Below are 18,223 nucleotides of genomic sequence, written 5' to 3' on the forward strand. Positions count from 1 at the left end.
GTCTCCGGCTCCAAGATGCTCGACGTCCTCAGCTCCGCCCTGTGCGACTGACCCCGCTGCCCGGCCACCCGGTGCGATCATGAACGCATGACGACAGCAGCGCTCGTGGACCTCCTGACGCGGTACGGCTCGACCGGGGACTTCGCCGGCCTGCGCCCGCTCGGGCCGTACCCGGTGCCCGAGCGGGGCGAGGCCGAGGATTCGGGGCGCGTCGTCGACGAGTTGCCGTGGCCGCAGTGGTTCCGGTTCGGGTGCATGTCGGTCGACGTGTGCCGGTGCGGGATCGTCAACACGGTCTCCGTCCGGACGTGGTACGACGACGTCGTCCTTCCGGTCGGCGGGCCGGGTGAGTACGGCTCCTTCCCCGGACCGCCCGGCTTCCGGGAGCTCTCGGGCGCCTTCACCGCCGCCGGTGTGCACTGGGAACGCGTCCCCGAGACCCACTCCCTCCCGCAGTTCACCATGCGGACCACCGTCGCCGATCTCCCGGACGTCACGGTGGACTTCATCTTCATCACCGACGAGGCCCCGGACCAGCCGACGCTGTACAGCGCCCACGCACACGAATACACCCACCTCTGCCCCGCCGGCCCCTGACGGGTGGTGACGGCGGGAGCGGCCAGGGTCAGCCCCGGGCCGCCGCCGAGAAGACGTATAGCGCGGAGGTCCCCAGACCGGCGAGTCTGACCTCACCGTTCGCGCGGTGGAGCCAGAACCCACTGGCTTCATCAGCCTTCCGGATCGTGTTTCGTTTCGCTTCCTCGGTTGCGGCCGACGCCTACTTCCACCGCCCCACCCGGGACAGACGGGCGCCGAGGTGGTTCAGCGCCGCAGCCAGGCCTAGCCAGTGGGCGGAAAAGTCCGCCACGGCAAGACGCCGGTAGACGTCGACCGCCTCCTGGGTCACAGCCCGCGAGTCGTCCAGCCGCCCCGCCCCCCACAGACGATCGCCGAGAATGTCCAGCGCGACAGCCAGGCCGGGCTCATGGGTGGCTGGGTCCGTGGCGGCCAGCGATCGGTAGACGTCGACGACTTCCCGGGTCGCACCAAACGCGTCGTCCAGCCGTCCCACCGCCGCCAGATCGATGCTGAGGTGGTTCAGCAGCTTGGCCAGGTAGAGTTGGTGGGCGGTGAAGTCCGCCACGGCAAGTCGCCGGTGTACGTCGACCGCCTCCTGGGTCGCAGCCAGTGCCTCGTCCAGCCGCCCCAACGCCGTTAGATGGATACCCAGTTTGTTCAGCGCCTCGGCCAAGGCGGATTCGTAACCGGCGGGGTTCGCCTCGGCAAGTCGCCGACAGACGTCGACCGCCTCCTGGGTCACAGCCAGCGCCTCCTCTCGCTGCCCGTCCCGCTCAAGGCGGGACCCGAGGGCCCACAGGACCCGGGCGAGATCCGGCTCGTACTTCTTGGGAGCATCGCGTGCCTGTCGAGCCCGGATGTCGGCGGCTTCACGGGTCGGTGCAAGGGCTTCGTGGTGGCGTCCTAGATCTGCCAACGCGGAGCCGAGGTTCTCCAACGCTCCGGCCAGCTCGACACCGCCGTGGAGGGCGTCGGCCCAACGCCTCCCACGCTCGGCGGCCTCCGCAGCGACGGCGCGGCGCCGCTCGGGGTCGGACTGGTGTCGGCCAGCGAGGTTGGCCAGTATTCGTACGAGCGTGGGTTCGTAGCGTTCGCGCTCGGCCTGACTGAGACGACGGAAGATGGAGGCCGCCTCCTCGGTTGCTTTGAGGGCGTCGTCGCGTCGGCCGGTCAGCTCGAGATGGATTCCGAGCAAGTCCAGAGCCCGGCCTAGGGCTGGCTCGTAAACGGACCGGGCCGACGCGTCCGCTTTCACCAGTTCCCGATAGATGTCGACAGCTTCCTGGGCAGGTTCCACGCCCTGGCCATGGAATCCCGCGTTGAAATACCGCCCGCTGAGGTCATGGTGAATCCGGGCGCGGTCAGCTGGGTCCTTGGTCGTGGCGAGGAGGTGGTCGGCGAGGCGTTGCGCGAGCGTCGCGATGCCGGCGTCGAGGTCGACGCGCCGATCCGGGACCTGGGCCTCGATGGCCTGCAGCACCGCAGGATCCACGTCGGGAATCTCGGCAAGGCGAGCCAGCGCGGCACCACCGGCCTCCAAACCCAGCTGAGGCCGGCTGCGCAGAAGGGGGTAGAGCTGGCCGGTGGCGACGTGCTTCCAGCGGTGGGCGGTCTCGATGAGGACGGTCAGGGCCGAACGTGTCCACACCGGTGGGTCCGTGGCCTCCGGCTGGGCGAGCAACCGCTCGGCGGCCCTGACGGCCCAGCGGTTGAGCGGACGGGAGGCGTGGTGGCCGCGGGTGGTCTGCGCGAGGAAGTCCTCGCCGAGCCTGTCGGGATAGAGCGGCTCGAGCACGGTGAGCGGATTGCTCGCCGGATAGCACAATGCGTGGTCATCGATGATCTCATCCACCGGCACGGAAGACTTGATGCGCACCCGCTGGAGCGCCGTCTCCGCCTCGTCATCGGACAGAGGGCCAACCAGGGTTGCGGTGAACACAGCCTGGGCCATGACATCGGCGTCGATGCGCACACGACCCTCGGCGAGCGTGTGGAGCTTGTGCCAGTACGCGCGCTCGCGGTTCAACAGGTAGACGGAGAGTGCCTCGGGATCGGGGTCGGGTGTCGGGCTGAGGCCGCGCCGAAGCCGGTCCACCCCGACGAGGGCGGCCATGTGCACGGTGAGCATCAGCCCGAACGCAGGATCGTCGATGTTGCCAGGGACTTCGACGGCTCCGGCGTCCGCTACGCCGAGGGCATCGGCGAAGCGGTCGCGGGCCGCGAGGAACGCCTCGGCCCGGTCCCCGGTCGCGCCGTCCCTGAGGGGATCCAGCTCGACCGCGCCCGCCGCGTAGCCGAGGAGTTGGAGGTCGTGGGGAAGGTTCTGCCACCAGGAGCCTGCGGAGCGGGCGATGAGCAGAACCCGTAGCCGCTCGCAGCGACGACGCGCCAGGTCGTGCATGAGCTCCATCAGGGTGGTGGCGGGCCAGCGTTCGGCGTAGTCCACGATGACCAGCACCCGCTGCCCCGGGGGCCCGGTCCTTCTCGCGGTCGGTACCGTCGAGGAACCGGCGGTGTACGCGGCCTGCCACACCTGCCAGCCGGCAGGTGTGTCGGCAGCGAATCTCGCGCCCAGTCGTGTCTTGCCCTGCCCGCCGGGACCGTGCAGCAACCGCACGGCGGCCACTGGCCCGACCGGATCGTCCCGCCATGCTGTCAGACGTTTGAGGTCATCGAGGCGGCCGGTGAACGGCACTATCTGATGCCGTGCCATGAGCAGTTGACTGGGCTGCTCGTGCAACGACTCCACCGGGGAGTCCGCGCCGTCGCGGGGGAAGTGGCTGACCTTGTACCGGGCGGACCTCTCCGGGCCGGACCAGGGCGGGTCCGCGACGTCAGAGCCGTCCGGGCGGCCGAGGTCGCGGACCTCCGTGGAGGCAGGGGCTTCACGTGCCTGTTCGGCGAGTCTCACCCACTCCCGTCGCTTTCCCGGGGCACGACCGGCGGTTTCGCTCCAGAGGCAGACCAGCGCCCACAGGGCGTCCTCGCTGTCACTGGAGGGGGCTTGGGCCCGCCGGAAGTCGGTCGGAACCCAATCGCTGACGCGTTGCCCCCGGAAGCCGGGGATGTTGTAGGGCGGCTTCCGGAGCGCCTTTTGGATATCGGATTGAGACAGCGGCCGACCGCCGTTCTCCCGGCACTTGGCATCAGCAGCTGCTTTGAGGGCCGACAACTCGCTGTGCAGACGTCGGCGGGGATCCGGCGTTGGGATGGTCTGCCCCCTGTCTGGATGCCGCCCGCCTCGCCCGCTGCGGGTGGGGGCGGGCAGTGCTACCTGCTGCAGGGTATCGCCGAAGTTGCCCGGGGCGCCCGCGGTTTGAGGTGTTGTTGCCGCACGCGAATGAGAGTGGGAGTACTGCTCCGGCGTCCGGCCGGGCAACGAGTGGGGGTGTACCCGATGAAAAGGAATGTGCAGCGGACGGCACGCCGACTGGCCGTGGCGGCCCTGTTCAGCGCTGTGCGCGCAGCGGCCACTGCCGGCGGTACAGCAGTGGCCGGCCTGGCCATGTGGTGGCTTCGGGGGCGGTGACGTCCCGACAGGCGGACGGTACCGGGCGGCCGTCGCGACCGGTGCCGTCCGCCTGTCCCCGTGCCCGTCACCGCGTTCAACGACTCGACTCGCCGGCGACGCGGGTTCGGGGGCAGCGTCCGGCCTCCGGTCGGTCGACCGGTGATCATGGCGCCAGTGATCGTGGCTCCTCCAGACGACGCCCGGGCGGAATCACCCGGCCTCGGCCGGCATGATCACCACCGTGAAGCTCGCCGCGTTCCCGGCCTCCGCGCGGAGCGAGCCCGTGTCGCCGTCGACGTGGTCCAACAGGTACCCGGCCATCTCGCTGGCCAGGCTCGCGCTCCGGGGGAACCAGAGCGGGCGGCGGGCCTTCTCGTCGTAGCGGGGCAGGGGCAGGTCGTCCGAGCCCTTCCGTTCGTGGAACGGCTTCGCGTCCGCCGCCACGACGACCCGTACGCGCTTCCGCTCGCCCCAGCCCGAGGGGACCTCCACCACCGTGAGCCGGACGTTCCCGACGCCGTCGTCCATGCCCCACGGGAGCGTCCACTCCAGCAGGCCCTCGATCCCGCCGGCGATGCGCCGCTCGCGGTACTCCTCGATCAGGGGCGGTAACGCGGCGAGCAGCACGCGCAGGTGCCGCAGGACGTCGGCGAACCAGATCTCTTGCACGGGAACCCCTCCCATTCCTCGCTTACTCGCATCGAAGCGGGGGTCGGGCGCGCCTGGCAAGGGGTCGGTGCGGAGGAGGGCTCAGGGGGTGGGCAGGCCGCCCGGGCGGGCGGGAGGCCCGAAGCGGACGGGCACGCCCGGGGAGTACAGCACGCTCACCGGTGGCCCGGCCGGCGCCGGCAGGCCGGCCGCGGCCACCAACTCGTCGTCGCACTCCAGGAGTTCGGCCCGGTGCAGCGGCCAGCGCGGGTGGACGTTGGGCAGGTGCACCGTCCGGCCGAAGAAGGCGTTGTGCAGGCCCCAGCGGGCGGTCAGGAAGTGTTCGAGGGCGGTCGGCTCCTCGATCCGCCCGCCGACGCGGACGGCGATCCGGGAGCGGGCGCCGCGCGGTCCGGGCCAGCGCCGCCTGCTGGTGTAGGTGAGGGTGTCCGCGTCGCGGCGGATCTCCATCCTGGCCCACATGTAGGGCAGCCGGAAGGCGCTGCGGGCGATGGCCACCGGCAGCAGCCGCGAGGCCTCAAGCGACCGGAACACCACGCCGCGCCGCCCGTGCCGGTCCACCGAGTAGAGCCGCACGTTGGTCTCGGGGAAGGTGCCGAGGTACGGGACGCCCGGCACCTTGAACCAGCCCACGCGGTGCATCCGGAAGGCCACCAGGCCGATGTAGGTGAGGCCGTCGTGCGTGTCCGGCACCGTCCCGGGAGGGAGGAGCGGGGCCACGTCCGCGGGGTCGGCGGCCCAGTGCAGGAACGACAGGTCGAGCCAGGACTGGGTGAGCAGCGTGCTCGGCACGTCGCCCACGGGATCGGGCGTTATCGGCTCCGCGGGGGCAAAGACGGGCGGCATCGCTCCAGCGTCGCACGGCCTGACATCGATCTTTCCGGCGGGGCCGGTGCTCCGCTGCCCGCCGCGCGGGGCAGCAGTTCGCCCGAGGCCCCCGCCCGTTCGTCGCCGCCGTCAGCGGGGCTCGATGCCGAGGTCGGCGAGCAGGCCCCGGATCCGCCGTTCGATCTCGTCGCGGATCGGGCGGACCGCGTCGACGCCCTGGCCGGCCGGGTCGTCGAGCTTCCAGTCCAGGTACTGCTTACCCGGGAAGTAGGGGCAGGCGTCGCCGCAGCCCATGGTGATCACGACGTCGGACGTCCGAACGGCTTCGGTGGTGAGCACCTTCGGGGTCTCGGCGGAGATGTCGATCCCGACCTCGGCCAGGGCCTGGACCACGGCCGGGTTCACGGCCTCGGCCGGGGCGGAGCCGGCCGAGCGGACCTCGACCCGGTCGCCGCCGAGGCGGGTGAGGAAGGCGGCGGCCATCTGGGAGCGGCCGGCGTTGTGCACGCAGACGAACAGCACGGAGGGGACGGACGGGACGGACGGGACGGACGGGACGGACGGGACGGACGGGACGGACGGGACGGACGGGACGGACGGGACGGCGGGAGTGCTCACGAACGGGGTCCTCGGGTCTTCGGGGCGGGCAGGAGAATGCGGTGAGGGGAAGGCAGTGAGGGGAAGGCGGGGTCAGCGGGCGGCCGGGGCCGGGTGGTGGCCGCCGTGCGGGACCACCACGTCCTCGCCGGCCGGGGTCGGGCGGCCGAACAGCACCGCGACCAGGGCTACGCCGACGGCCGTACCGACGAGTTGGGCGGCGATGAACGGCAGCACGGAGGCGGGGGCGATGCCGGCGAAGGTGTCCGTGAAGGCGCGTCCGATCGTCACGGCCGGGTTCGCGAAGCTGGTGGAGGAGGTGAACCAGTAGGCGGCGCCGATGTAGGCGGCGACCGCGGCCGGGGCGAGGTGCGCCCGGCCGATGCGGGCCAGCCCGAAGATCAACAGGATGAGACCGGCGGTGGCGACGACCTCGCCCAGCCAGAGGTGCGGCGCCGACCGGGCGTGAGTCGACCAGTCCACGACCGGCTCGGCGAACATCGCGTCCGCCAGCATTGCGCCGCCGATCGCCCCGGCGACCTGGGCCGGGACGTAGGCCGCCGCCTCCCGCAGCGTGGGCCCGTCCCCGTCACGGCGGCCGGTCCACCAGGCGGCCAGCGTGACCGCGGGGTTGAAGTGGGCGCCGGAGACCGGGCCGAGGAGCAGGATCAGTACGCCGAGGCCGAACACGGTCGCGAGCGAGTTGGCCAGCAGTTGGACGCCGACATCCTGCGAGAGCTCGGTGGCCTGGATGCCGGAGCCGACCACGACGGCGACCAGCGCGCCGGTGCCGGTGAACTCGACGGCCGCCCGGCGGCCCAGCGGAGCCGTCCCGGTCATCTGGACCCCCCGGCGGTGGCCGGCGCCTGGAGCAGGGCGGACAGCTTGGCCAGCGCGACGGGCAGCACCCAGTAGTAGACCCAGGTCCCGCGACGCTCGGAGCCGACCAGGCCGGCCTCGCGCAGGACCTTGAGGTGGTGGGAGATGGTCGGCTGGGAGACGTCGAAGGGACCGGTCAGGTCGCAGACGCACGCCTCGCCGCCCTCGTGCGAGGCGATCAGCGACAGCAGCCGCAGCCGCACCGGGTCGGACAGGGCCTTGAACATCCTCGCCAGGTCGACGGCGGCCTCTTCGTCCAGCGGCTCGCGGACCATCGGCGAGCAGCACGCGACCGCCGTCCCGTCCTGGTCGAGCACCTTCAGCTCCAGATTCGACATGTGTCTATGTTGACGCTCATCTAATCCGGTGGCAAGCTCGCCTGTATCGATATCCATCGAAACGGGAATCCGGATCAGGGAGGATCACCATGTCCCGCGTCCAGCTCGCCCTGCGCGTCGCCGACCTCGAAGGCTCCGTCGCCTTCTACGCCAAGCTCTTCGGCACCGAACCCGCCAAGCGCCGCCCCGGCTACGCCAACTTCGCCATCACCGAGCCCCCGCTCAAACTCGTCCTCATCGAGGGCGAAGCGGACGAGGAGACCCGCCTGGACCACCTCGGCGTCGAGGTCGCATCCACCGAGCAGGTCGCCGCGACCACCGTCCGGCTCAAGGAGGCCGACCTGGCCACCTTCGAGGAGAACGACACCTCCTGCTGCTACGCCCTCCAGGACAAGGTCTGGGTACACGGCCCCGGCAAGGAACCCTGGGAGGTCTACGTCGTCAAGGCCGACGCCGACACTCTCGACAGGGGCTCCGCCGCCGTGGGCGACACCTGCTGCACCACCATCGAGCAGGGCGCCGAACCGACAGCCGCCGTGGGCTGCGCCTGCAACTGCTGATCCCGCTCCGATGATGCCGGCGCCGACAGGAACGGACAGTCGGTCAGGAAAAATTTCCGACGGCGTTGAACCGATCCCGCTGCGGATCCGTGTGGAGGGTGCACAGGGCGACACCGCCCGAATCCACAACCACACCTGCTCCAGGGGGAGTTCAGCATGCCCACGTTCACCGTCCCCGCCTTCGCCGCCCGCCGCCTGGTCGCCGTCTCCGGCGTCGCCCTGCTCGCGCTCGCCGCCACCGCCTGCGGGCCCGACACGAGCAGCGGGTACGGCGGCAACAGCTCCAGCACCGCCGCCGCCCCGGCGGCCACGGCGTCCGCCCCCGCGGCCGGCGGCTCCTCCGGGGTCCGGATCGTCGCCGCGAACTCGCCCGCGCTCGGGCCGATCGTCACCGACTCGGCCGGCCGGACCCTGTACCGCTTCGACAAGGACACCGCCAAGCCGTCCGCGAGCACCTGCACCGACGCCTGCGCGGCGAAGTGGCCGCCGCTCACCGCCCAGGACCCGGTGAAGGTCACCGGGGTCGACTCCACCCTGGTCGGCAGCGTGACCCGGCCGGACGGGACGAAGCAGGTGACCCTCAACGGCTGGCCGCTCTACCGCTTCGCCGGCGACACCGCGGCGGGGCAGACCAGCGGGCAGGGCGTCGGCGGTACCTGGTTCGCGAGCACGCCCGAGGGGAAGAAGGCGGCGGGCATGCCCGGCCAGGCCTCCGCCCCGGCCCCCGCCCAGACCCCGTCCGCCGCCCAGACCCCGTCGGCCGCCCCGTCGCAGGGCGGCTACTCCGGAGGCTACTGACCCGCCCCGCCGCGCCCGACGGTCCGGGTGATGGGCCGCCTTGCCCGGGCGGCGGCCCGTCGCCCAGACTGTCGCGGTGCACCGGGAACGTGATCACCACCGGCTGGGCGGCGTCGCGCTCCCGGTCGGCGTCCTGCTCTGCCTCACCCTGGGGCTGTCGCTGCTGGCGGTCAGGTACTGGCCGGCCGAACGGGACCCGGCGGCCGGGTTCGTCGACATCACCGCCGTGGCCGTCGCCGCACCCGCCCCTCCGTCCGCCGCCGGACCGGATGCCTCCACCGGCTCGTACGCGCAGGACTGCGGGCGCAACCAGGAGGGGCACCGCAACGCGGACAACGTGGTGATCTCACCCGGCACCGTGGGCGGCGCCCACCACGTGCACGACTACGTCGGCAACCTCTCCACGGACGCGGACTCCACCGACGACAGCCTCGCCGCCGCCGCGACCACCTGCACCAGCGGCGACCGCTCGACCTACTACTGGCCGGTGCTGCGCCGCACCGACGGCGCCGCACCGCGGACCACGACCGGGGCCCCCGACGACGACCCGCACGGCAACACCGGCGAGATCCTCACCCCCGACACCGTCACCATCGAGTACCTCGGCAATCCATGGGCCAAGGTCGTGCCGATGCCGCGCTTCCTCCGGCTCCTGGAGGGCGACCCGACCGCCGCCACCGACGGCGGCGCGGACGCCGGCGCCCGCTGGGGCTGCACGGGCTTCGCCGGCCGCACGACCACCGACCGCTACCCGCTCTGCCCGGCCGGGAGCCTCCTCACCCGCACCCTGGACTTCCCCAGCTGCTGGGACGGGCGCGGCACGGACAGTTCCGGCCACCGCTCGCACGTACGGTTCCCGGACGCCGCCGGCGTCTGCCCGCACGACACCTTCCCGGTCCCCCGCCTGCGGGTGACCGTCGGCTACCGCCCGCCGCCGGCCCGGGAGTTCGCCCTGGACGCCTTCCCCGAGCAGCACCACAGTCCGCTCACCGACCACGCGGTGTTCATCGGCCTGATGACCGACCGGCAGATCGCCGCCGTGGTGGCCTGCCTGAACGAGAACCGGACCTGCCGGGAATCCGGTTGAACCGAACGGCCCCCGCGTACGTGCTGGACGTGGCACCCGACGACGGAGGAATGGCGGATGGCGAGGACACGATCAGCCGGGCGGCAGGACGCCGCCGACGAGGCACTGATCCGGACGCTCTACGAGCAGCACGGCGCCGCGCTGCTCGCCTACGCCGTCCGGCTCACCGGCGACCGCGCGGCGGCCGAGGACGCCGTCCAGGAGACCCTGATCCGGGCCTGGCGCAACCCCGAGGCGCTGACCGAGGCCCGCGGGTCGGTGCGCGGCTGGCTGCTGACCGTGGAGCGCAACCTGATCACCGACCGGTTCCGGGCCCGGGCCGCCCGGCCGGCCGAGGTGGCGGAGGTCTCCGAGGCGACGGCCACCGTGCCGGTCGAGCACGACCACGCCGAGGGCGTGGTGGAGGCGCTGGTGATGTCGCAGGCGCTGGAGCGGCTCTCGCCCGAGCACCGCGACGTGCTGCGCTCGATCTACTTCCAGCGGCTGTCCGTCAGCGAGGCCGCGGAGCAGCTGGGGGTGCCGGCCGGAACGGTCAAGTCCCGCGCGCACTACGCGCTCCGGGCGCTCAAACGCTCGTACACCGGCAGGTCGGGGACGTGGCAGGAGGTGTCGGCGTGACCAGGGACGACTCGCATGGGAACGACGCGAACAGGAACAACATGAGCACGACACCGCACGAGTGGAGCGCGGAGCTCGTCGGCGCCTACGTGCTGGGTGCGCTCGATCCGGCCGAGGCGGCGGCGGTCGAACGGCACCTGGCCGACTGCCCGGCCTGCCGTCAGGAGGTGACCGAATTGCGCGAGCTGGAGACCGCCCTGGGCGAGGTGCCGCCCGAACTGCTCGTGGACGGCCCGCCCGAGGGCGGCGACCTGCTGCTGCAGCGCACCCTGCGCCGGGCCCGGGCCGAACGCGGCTCGGCGCTGCGCCGGCGCCGGGCCCGGATCGGCGCTGCCGCCGCTGTCGCTGCGGCAGCAGCGCTCGTCGCCGGGATCGCGCTGGGCCGCACCACCGCGCCCGCACCACCGGTGGCCGCCGGCCCGGCTCCGAGCACCACCGTCGCCACCCCGCCCCCCGCCGGCACCAGGACGGGCTCCGCGACGGACCCGGCCACCGGCGCCCGGATGACGCTGACGGTGACCCCGGCGATGGGCTGGGTCCGGGTCAACGCGGCCGTCACCGGCATCCCGGCCGGCCAGCGCTGCCACCTGGTGGTCAACGGCAAGGGCGGGACGAAGGCGGACGCGGGCGGCTGGCTGGTCTCCACCGTCGGCGCCAAGTCCGGTACCACATTGGATGGTTCGGCGATCGTCGCACCGGAGGACGTGGCCTCGGTGTCGGTCGTGAACGAGTCCGGCCAGACCTTCGTGACGGTCCCCGTCTAGGCAGCGATCATCCCGGTGGGTCCGCCCCGAGAGCGGGCGGACCCACCGGGAGTGAGCTCCCGCCGGGGTTCAGGTGCGCTCCGGGATCCGGGGGGCCGGGTTGGCCTTGCCGTCGCCGTGCGGGCCCGTCGAGTGCTGGAGGGAGTGCAGGATCGCGAGGCCCTGGCTGACGATGCCGGCGGCCATCTGGTTGACGCCGTCGCTGCCGTTGAGGACGGTGAGGTCGGCCCCGGACATGCCGCGGGCGGCCGCGTCGGCGAGGGCCGGGAGGTTCTCCACGATCCGGTTGGCGGCGATGAGTTCCTGGTTCCCGCCGCGCAGCGAGTCGGCCCGGGCCGTGTTGGCGTCCGCCTGTGCCTGGGCCAGGGTCCGTTCGCTGTAGGCGCTGCCGTCCGCCTCGAACTTCACCCGGTCACGGGCGGCTTCGGCCAGCGTCCGCTGCCGGTACGCCTCCGCGTCCGCCGGGCGCCGCACCTCCGCCTCCAGCTGCTGCGCCGCGAGCGCGGCCCGGCGCTGGGCGAGCGCGGTCTGCTCCTCGATGACGTCCTGGGAGGCGCGGGCCTCGGCGAGCGGGCCGGCCTGGGCGGCGCGGGCCCTGGACTGTTCCGTCTCGGCGAGGAAGCCGGCCCGCTTGATCGCGGTGTCCCGCTCGTACTCGGCCTTCAGCGCGGCCGCCTGCTGCTCCCGTTCGGTGGCCTCCTGGTCGGCCTTGGCCTGGGCGATCCGGGCCTGGCTGGCGACCGCCGCCACGTGCGGCGCGGCGAGGTTGTCGATGTAGCCGGTCGAGTCCTCGATCTCCTGGATCTGCAGGGCGTCGACCACGATGCCGAGCTTCTCCATCTCGCCGTGGCTGCCCGCCATCACCTCCTGGGCGACCCTGCTGCGCTCCCGGATGATCTGCTCCACGGTCAGCCCGCCGATGATCGACCGCAGGTGGCCGGCGAAGATCCGGCCGACGAGCTCCTCCATCTGGTTCTGCTCCGAGAGGAAGCGGCGGGCGGCGTTGGCGATCGACACGGCGTCGTCTCCGACCTTGAACACGCAGACCGCGCGCACGGTGAGCCGGATGCCCTGCTGGGTGACGCAGTCCTCGGCGATCGTCGCCTCCCGGAGGGCCAGGGAGAGCATCCGGACCTTCTGCTTGACCGGCAGGACCAGGCTGCCGTGACCGGTGACGATGCGGAACTGGGTGTCCTGCGACTGGCGCTTGGACCCGGATATGAGCATCGCCTCGTTGGGTGCGGGAACGTGCCAGAAGAACATGACCGACCACCTGACCTGCGGGGATTCCGACACGCGCCTAGGGCGGCAGGAGCTCGACGATCACCGAGCGGGCCGAGATCGCGTCCACCACGACCACCCGGACGTCCCGGCCGACCGGTTCCGAGCACCAGGCCGCGAACGCCTCAGACCCGCCCCGCAGGGCGACCAGGACCTCGCCCGGACCGCCCGGCGGAATGGGCACCGTCACCCTGCCGACAGCCCCGACCGGGCTCTGCGAGGAGTCGTCGGCTGCCGCGCGCATGCGCTCGTGCGCCACGTGTTCCACGGTACTCCGGCCGCGGCACGGGAACCCGTCCCGGAATCGGGCGTGGAAAATCGACCCGTCGCAGGCCCGAGCCTGCTAGAGTCGTTTTAGTTGCAGTAGTGGTTCCCAAGAACTTTGTGTGCGCCTGCCGATGTTTTGCAGGCGCATTTTTTGTTTTCCCGGCTCTTCCCCGGGTGGGCACTCCATGCGGCGACTCGAAACCCGCACCGTGCGGGCTTCGGACAGCCCCTTGAAGGAGTAATTTTTATGGCTAATGGCACCGTGAAGTGGTTCAACTCGGAGAAGGGCTTCGGCTTCATCGAGCAGGAGGGTGGCGGCCCCGACGTCTTCGCCCACTACTCGAACATCAACGCCAACGGCTTCCGTGAGCTGCTTGAGGGCCAGAAGGTCGAGTTCGACGTCGCGCAGGGCCAGAAGGGCCCGCAGGCCGAGAACATCCGCCCGCTGTAGTACTTCTGCCACGGCACCCGCCTGGTAGCGAGGGGCCCGCACCGCGCACACGCCCGGTGCGGGCCCCTCGGCATCGCGCCACGACGCATCCCCCCGGCCGTTCAAGGCCCTGGCTCCGCCACCGGCGGCCATCCCCACGCGAGACGCACAGCGCCGCGTCGGGATCGGCGCCCTGCCGTGACAGCTCACGGTTCGAGGTTCCCCGCTCCCGCCCTCCGCGGTGAGCGCCGACCGTAGGTGACGTGCCGCACGGTTCCACCGTCCACGCTCCGCCCGTCACATTCTCGGCCCGTTCCCTTGCGGTCTCCGCCCGCGCCCCGCGCCCCGGAGCCTTCCTCGTGACGTGCCGCCCCGAGGAAGGTTCTCCGCATGGCCCGCTCCAGTCGCTCTTCGTACCAGAACGCCAACTCCCGCTCCTCCCGGGGCTCCCGCTCCGGCGGAAGCTCCTTCTACGGCGACCGGCCCGCCGGAGGCCGCCGCCCCGCCGGCCGGAGCGCCCCTCAGGGCCCGTCCGCCCAGGGCGAGTTCGCGATGCCGGTGAGCACCACCCCGGCGCTGCCGGCCGTCGAGGCCTTCGAGGACCTGGACATGCCGAAGGCGCTGCTGTCCGTGCTGGCCCGCGAGGGCGTCACCGCGCCGTTCCCGATCCAGGCCGCGACGCTGCCGAACTCGCTGGCCGGCCGCGACCTCCTCGGCCGGGGCCGGACCGGCTCCGGCAAGACCATCGCGTTCGGCCTCCCCGTGCTGGCCCGCACGGCCGGGCAGCGGGCCGAGCCGCGTCTGCCGCTGGCCCTGGTCCTGGTCCCCACCCGCGAGCTCGCGCAGCAGGTCTCCGAGGCCCTCGCCCCCTACGCCCGCGCCGTGCACCTGCGGATGGCGACCGTGGTGGGCGGGACGTCGATGAGCCGCCAGGCCTGGCTGCTGAACCGCGGCGCCGAGATCGTGGTGGCCACCCCGGGCCGGCTCAAGGACCTGATCCAGCGCGGCGACTGCCGGCTGGACCGGGTCGGCATCACGGTGCTCGACGAAGCCGACCAGATGGCCGACATGGGCTTCCTGCCGCAGGTCACCGAGCTCCTCGAACAGGTCGCCGCGGGCGGCCAGACCATGCTCTTCTCCGCCACCCTGGACCGCAACGTCGACCGCCTCGTGCGGCAGTTCCTCAAGGACCCGGTCACCCACTCGGTGGACCCGTCCGCGGCGACGGTCAGCACCATGGAGCACCACGTGCTGCACGTGCAGAACATCGACAAGAACGCCACGATCGCCCACATCGCCTCCCGCGACGGCGGACTGATCATGTTCGCCGACACCAGGGACAGCGCGGACCGCCTGGTGACGGACCTGCTCGCGAACGGCGTGAAGGCCGCGGCCCTGCACGGCGGCAAGTCCCAGCCGCAGCGCACCCGCACCCTGGACCAGTTCCGCACCGGCGAGGTGACCGCGCTGATCGCGACCAACGTGGCGGCCCGGGGCATCCACATCGACGGGCTCGACCTCGTCGTCAACCTCGACCCGCCGGGCGACCACAAGGACTACCTGCACCGGGGCGGGCGCACGGCCCGGGCCGGCGAGTCCGGGACCGTCGTCACCCTGGTCCTGCCCAGCCAGCGCCGCGCGACGGCCCGCCTGATGAGCGCCGCCGGCATCACCCCCGTCACCACCAGGGTCAGCGCCGGCGACGAGGACCTGGCCCGCATCACCGGCGCCCGCGTGCCCACCGGCGTGCCCGTCGTCATCGCCGACCCCGTGGTCGAGCGGCCGCGCCGCAGCGCGTCGACGAGCCGCGGCCGCCGCGGTCGCCCCGGCGGAGACGCCCGGTCCGCCTCCGCGGGGGGCCGGTCCGCCGGCGGCCGCGACGACCAGGGCCCCGCCGGCCGCCGCCGGACGCCCAGGAACGCCGCGCGCGCGGCGTGACACCACCCGAGGTCGAGGTGCTCTTCCCGGAACGGAGACGGTTCGGTAGTTCTACGGATGTGCCCGCGTGGCAGGTCCGACACGATGGTTCCACGGCGTCGAGGCGAGGTCCGCTCCGCTCTGCGCCGGGATTGACACACCATCGACTCCTCTGAGGCATCCGAATCATGAAGAAGACCACGCTCGCCGGTTCGGTGAGGGCCGCCGCCCTCGCCGGGTTCCTCTGCCTCGGCCTGAGCACCGTGACGTCGTGTTCCGGCGGTGCGGCCGAGCCCGCCGACACCGTCAAGCCCGCCGCCGCCCCGCCGAGCTCCGCAGCGGCGCCCGGCCCGGCGGGCTCGGCGGGTTCGGCAGGCTCGGCGGGTTCGGCGCAGGCCGCGGCGCACGGGGATGCCACCCGCTACCAGGCGTCCGCCTGGCTTCCCGCGAAGAGCCTGCCGCTGTACGGCACGTACCTGTGGGTGTCCGAGAACACCGAGGACCCGAAGTCCAGCGACGACGCCCTGAACTGGATGTACGCCTGCAGCGACGGCAGCAAGGAACCGACCGACGCCCTGAAGATCTCGGCCTACCAGACCAGGCAGTACCGGACCGACCTCAAGGACGACCCCAGGGCCGCCGCCTTCCAGTGGATGCTCTACTTCAAGGACGAGGCCGCCGCGAAGGCCGCGCTGGCCAAGATCGAGAACGACTACTCCTACTGCGCCGCCCGTTCGTCCGACGATTCGATCCGGACCACGGTCGTCAAGACGGCCACCGGCTCCGGGGGCATCAGCTGGCTCACCACCGTCCGGGACAAGGACGGCAAGCCGCACGTCGCGTTCGCGGACGTCGGCTCCGACGCCCACGAGTACTTCGTCCAGTCGGGCAACGTCATCAGCCTGGTCCAGGCCCTGGGCGACACGCCCGCCATCGACCCTGCCACGGCCGACGGACAGACGCTCGGCGCCATGGCCGCGGCCCTGGGGACGATGCGCTGAGCCCGAACGCCGGCCGTCTCGTCGCCCGCGGCCTCGTCCTGCGGCGTGCGCTCCGGCCCATCGGCCGGCCGTTCCGCGCCCGAGGATCGGGTAGTCGAATCGCGTAGTTCTACCGATGCCGCGGCACCGCCCGCCTCCCCATACTCGGCCTGGCAACACGAGTGAACGCGGAGAGGTGACGACAAGGCGATGGCTGCACCGCACAACCAGAACGACCCGGATGTCCGGCAACTCACGGACGACACCTGGCAGTTCGGCCAGGAGGACCCGCCCGGCCGGTCGGCCGGGCAGCAGTACGGCCGGCCCGCCACGGCGCCGCCCGGATACTTCGCGCCGGCGAAGCCGAAGCGCCGCCCCTTCCGGACCGCCTACTTCGCGCTCCTGGGCGTGCTGTTCTGCAGCATGCTCGGCCTCGTCGGCTTCCTCGTCCTGAACCGCCCCCACCCGGCCCCGGACGCGCAGGTCGACGGCAACGGCAACGTCACCAAGGGCGGTGACCTCGGCCTCCGCAACCTGACCACCGGTCAGTGCTTCGACGAGCCGAGCGGCGCCGCCCAGCAGCAGGTGGACGGGGTCTCGGCCGTCCCGTGCGGCGACCCGCACGACGCCCAGGTGATCGGCTACTCCATGCTCACCGACTCCTCGTACGACGAGGCGAAGATCAAGGACGAGGCCGCCGCGGCGTGTCAGAAGCTGTCCGCGGGCCCGAACGTCGACCGGACCAAGCTCGGCAGCGGTGCGAACATCGTGGACTTCGTCCCGACCGCGGGCTCCTGGCAGCACCTCGACCGCAAGGTCACCTGTGCCGTCGACAACGGAACCGGCGCCAAGCTCACCGGCTCGGTGCTCAAATGACCGGGCACAGCGGATCCCGGCGCAGCGGGTCCCGGCACGGCGAGTCGGAGCATGGCGAGTCGGAGCACGGCGAGTCCCGCCTCGGCCCTGTCGTGGCGCACTTCCGGGGCACCATCCGCTTCGGCGGGTACCTGCCCTACATCGGGTCCCTGGCGCTGATCGCGGGAGTGGCCGGAGTCGTCACGGGAGCGCTCCTCAACGGGCTGTACGGCCTGGTGGTGGGTGTCCTGGCCTGGTCGCCGTCCGTCCTGGCGTGGCGGCACGAGGTGGAGGTCCACCAGCAGGGCTTCGTCTGGCGGCGCCCGACCGGAACGCGGAGCTTCAGGTACGCCGAGATCAGGGGTGTGCAACGCACCAGGGTCAGCAGCTTCCTGCTGGGCACCTACGACGCCGTGACGGTGACCCTGCTCAGCGGGCACGAAGTCCTCGTCGGACCGGTCCAGGACACGCCGCGGCTCGCGAGGCTCCTGGCCGGCGCGGAGCCCGCTCCGGTACCCGCCTGGCAGCCGCCGGACACGACCGGACGGAGCGCCCGGTGACCGCCGCCCTGATCATCCCCGCGATCGGCATCCTGATCGGCGGATTCGTCCTGGCCCGGGGCACGCTGCTGACACGCGGCAGCAGCCGCACGTACGCCCGGTACCAGGCGGGACACCTGGCCTGGCTGCTCGGGCTCGACCTGGTCGAGGGCGACCCGGCGACGAACCTGGGCGTGCGGATCGCGAACCCCGAGATGCGGCGCGGCCATGCGCCGGACCAGCCCCTGCTCGTCCGGGTCCGGCTGGCCGGCTCACCGCAGGGGGTGCCGGTCGAGCTCTCCTACGAGTACCGGGAGCAGTCGGTCCGGGGCCTCGGCTCGGTCACCCGGGACGAACGGTTCGCCTGCGGGATGACCGTTCGGGCGCGACGGCTGTTCCCGCCCTTCGAGGTGACGTCCCGCAAGGTCCCGCACGGCAGCATCGACCGCCTGCACGAACTGCCCGCGATGGACACCGGACGGCCCGCGGTCGACGCCGCCTACCTCGTCACCACCTCCGCACCCGCGATGGCCGAGCTGCTCGGGGGCCTGTTGGAGGGTTTCGCCCCGCTCGTCCCTTCGGGCGTGCACCTGGTCGGCGACGGGCAGCACGTCACGTTCGTGATGCGGCAGCGGGGGTTCCCGTTCGTCCGCACCTCACTCGACCACGCGGTCACCCTGCGGGACCAACTCACCGCCCTCGCCCGGGGCGTGGGCGGCTGAGCGA

General features: G+C 72.4%; 20 protein-coding genes. 12 read left to right on the forward strand and 8 right to left on the reverse strand.

Features of this window, described 5'->3' with window-relative positions; genetic code table 11:
• Positions 1-87 precede the first annotated feature (87 nt).
• Entirely contained in the window at positions 88-597 is a 510-nt protein-coding gene (locus tag ACFV4F_RS25560; protein ID WP_380505677.1) for a hypothetical protein, read from the forward strand.
• 181 nt (positions 598-778) lie between these two features.
• Here the strand turns inward: ACFV4F_RS25560 and ACFV4F_RS25565 are convergent, their stop codons facing one another.
• From ACFV4F_RS25565 to ACFV4F_RS25590, 6 genes are all read right to left on the reverse strand, one after another.
• Positions 779-3,490 (reverse strand): tetratricopeptide repeat protein, encoded by a 2,712-nt coding sequence (locus tag ACFV4F_RS25565; protein WP_380505680.1) that lies wholly within the window; start codon positions 3,488-3,490, stop codon positions 779-781.
• 810 nt (positions 3,491-4,300) lie between these two features.
• A complete protein-coding gene (locus ACFV4F_RS25570) occupies positions 4,301-4,759 on the reverse strand; it encodes a hypothetical protein (RefSeq protein ID WP_380444682.1) in 459 nt (152 codons plus the stop codon).
• 81 nt (positions 4,760-4,840) lie between these two features.
• On the reverse strand, positions 4,841-5,605 hold the full coding sequence (locus ACFV4F_RS25575) for a YqjF family protein (protein ID WP_380505683.1): 765 nt from the start codon (positions 5,603-5,605) through the stop codon (positions 4,841-4,843).
• 111 nt (positions 5,606-5,716) lie between these two features.
• Positions 5,717-6,109: an arsenate reductase ArsC gene (locus ACFV4F_RS25580; protein ID WP_380505776.1), complete on the reverse strand. Its 393-nt coding sequence runs from the start codon at positions 6,107-6,109 to the stop codon at positions 5,717-5,719.
• A 168-nt stretch (positions 6,110-6,277) separates the two neighbouring features.
• Positions 6,278-7,024 carry an aquaporin gene (locus ACFV4F_RS25585; RefSeq protein ID WP_380505686.1) on the reverse strand — a complete coding sequence of 249 codons (747 nt, stop codon included), beginning with the start codon at positions 7,022-7,024 and terminating at the stop codon, positions 6,278-6,280.
• Entirely contained in the window at positions 7,021-7,401 is a 381-nt protein-coding gene (locus ACFV4F_RS25590; RefSeq protein ID WP_380444678.1) for an ArsR/SmtB family transcription factor, read from the reverse strand. The genes ACFV4F_RS25585 and ACFV4F_RS25590 overlap by 4 nt, the downstream gene beginning before the upstream one ends.
• 89 nt (positions 7,402-7,490) lie before the next feature.
• Between ACFV4F_RS25590 and ACFV4F_RS25595 the strand changes: the two genes are divergently transcribed.
• The 5 genes from ACFV4F_RS25595 (at position 7,491) to ACFV4F_RS25615 (ending at position 11,228) form a co-directional block, all read left to right on the forward strand.
• Complete coding sequence (locus tag ACFV4F_RS25595; protein ID WP_380505689.1) at positions 7,491-7,961, forward strand: ArsI/CadI family heavy metal resistance metalloenzyme; 471 nt, start codon at positions 7,491-7,493, stop codon at positions 7,959-7,961.
• A gap of 156 nt (positions 7,962-8,117) precedes the next feature.
• The gene (locus tag ACFV4F_RS25600) at positions 8,118-8,759 is read left to right on the forward strand and encodes a hypothetical protein (RefSeq protein ID WP_380444674.1); all 642 of its coding nucleotides are present in this window, start codon (positions 8,118-8,120) and stop codon (positions 8,757-8,759) included.
• Positions 8,760-8,835: 76 nt separating this feature from the next.
• Positions 8,836-9,846 (forward strand): DUF1996 domain-containing protein, encoded by a 1,011-nt coding sequence (locus ACFV4F_RS25605; protein WP_380505692.1) that lies wholly within the window; start codon positions 8,836-8,838, stop codon positions 9,844-9,846.
• Positions 9,847-9,903: 57 nt separating this feature from the next.
• Positions 9,904-10,464: a sigma-70 family RNA polymerase sigma factor gene (locus ACFV4F_RS25610; RefSeq protein WP_380444671.1), complete on the forward strand. Its 561-nt coding sequence runs from the start codon at positions 9,904-9,906 to the stop codon at positions 10,462-10,464.
• Between the two features lie 41 nt (positions 10,465-10,505).
• Positions 10,506-11,228, forward strand: a complete 723-nt coding sequence (locus ACFV4F_RS25615) for an anti-sigma factor family protein (RefSeq protein WP_380505695.1) — start codon at positions 10,506-10,508, stop codon at positions 11,226-11,228.
• 69 nt (positions 11,229-11,297) lie between these two features.
• Here the strand turns inward: ACFV4F_RS25615 and ACFV4F_RS25620 are convergent, their stop codons facing one another.
• Together ACFV4F_RS25620 and ACFV4F_RS25625 are read right to left on the reverse strand one after the other, a co-directional pair.
• Positions 11,298-12,491: an SPFH domain-containing protein gene (locus ACFV4F_RS25620; RefSeq protein WP_380444668.1), complete on the reverse strand. Its 1,194-nt coding sequence runs from the start codon at positions 12,489-12,491 to the stop codon at positions 11,298-11,300.
• A gap of 37 nt (positions 12,492-12,528) precedes the next feature.
• The gene (locus ACFV4F_RS25625; RefSeq protein ID WP_380444666.1) at positions 12,529-12,768 is read right to left on the reverse strand and encodes a hypothetical protein; all 240 of its coding nucleotides are present in this window, start codon (positions 12,766-12,768) and stop codon (positions 12,529-12,531) included.
• A 255-nt stretch (positions 12,769-13,023) separates the two neighbouring features.
• On the opposite strand from ACFV4F_RS25625, the gene ACFV4F_RS25630 reads away from it, so the two are divergent.
• The 6 genes from ACFV4F_RS25630 (at position 13,024) to ACFV4F_RS25655 (ending at position 18,219) form a co-directional block, all read left to right on the forward strand.
• Entirely contained in the window at positions 13,024-13,227 is a 204-nt protein-coding gene (locus ACFV4F_RS25630; protein WP_359959873.1) for a cold-shock protein, read from the forward strand.
• Positions 13,228-13,596: 369 nt separating this feature from the next.
• Entirely contained in the window at positions 13,597-15,144 is a 1,548-nt protein-coding gene (locus tag ACFV4F_RS25635; RefSeq protein WP_380505698.1) for a DEAD/DEAH box helicase, read from the forward strand.
• 167 nt (positions 15,145-15,311) lie between these two features.
• Complete coding sequence (locus tag ACFV4F_RS25640) at positions 15,312-16,124, forward strand: hypothetical protein (RefSeq protein ID WP_380505701.1); 813 nt, start codon at positions 15,312-15,314, stop codon at positions 16,122-16,124.
• A gap of 189 nt (positions 16,125-16,313) precedes the next feature.
• Positions 16,314-16,979, forward strand: coding sequence for a hypothetical protein (locus ACFV4F_RS25645; RefSeq protein ID WP_380505704.1), 666 nt, complete (start codon positions 16,314-16,316; stop codon positions 16,977-16,979).
• Positions 16,976-17,518 (forward strand): hypothetical protein, encoded by a 543-nt coding sequence (locus ACFV4F_RS25650; protein ID WP_380505707.1) that lies wholly within the window; start codon positions 16,976-16,978, stop codon positions 17,516-17,518. Before ACFV4F_RS25645 ends, ACFV4F_RS25650 begins: the two co-directional genes overlap by 4 nt.
• Complete coding sequence (locus tag ACFV4F_RS25655; protein WP_380505710.1) at positions 17,515-18,219, forward strand: hypothetical protein; 705 nt, start codon at positions 17,515-17,517, stop codon at positions 18,217-18,219. Before ACFV4F_RS25650 ends, ACFV4F_RS25655 begins: the two co-directional genes overlap by 4 nt.
• Positions 18,220-18,223: the final 4 nt, after the last annotated feature.

The sequence above is a fragment of the Kitasatospora sp. NPDC059722 genome (assembly GCF_042733235.1).
Lineage (GTDB): Bacteria > Actinomycetota > Actinomycetes > Streptomycetales > Streptomycetaceae > Kitasatospora.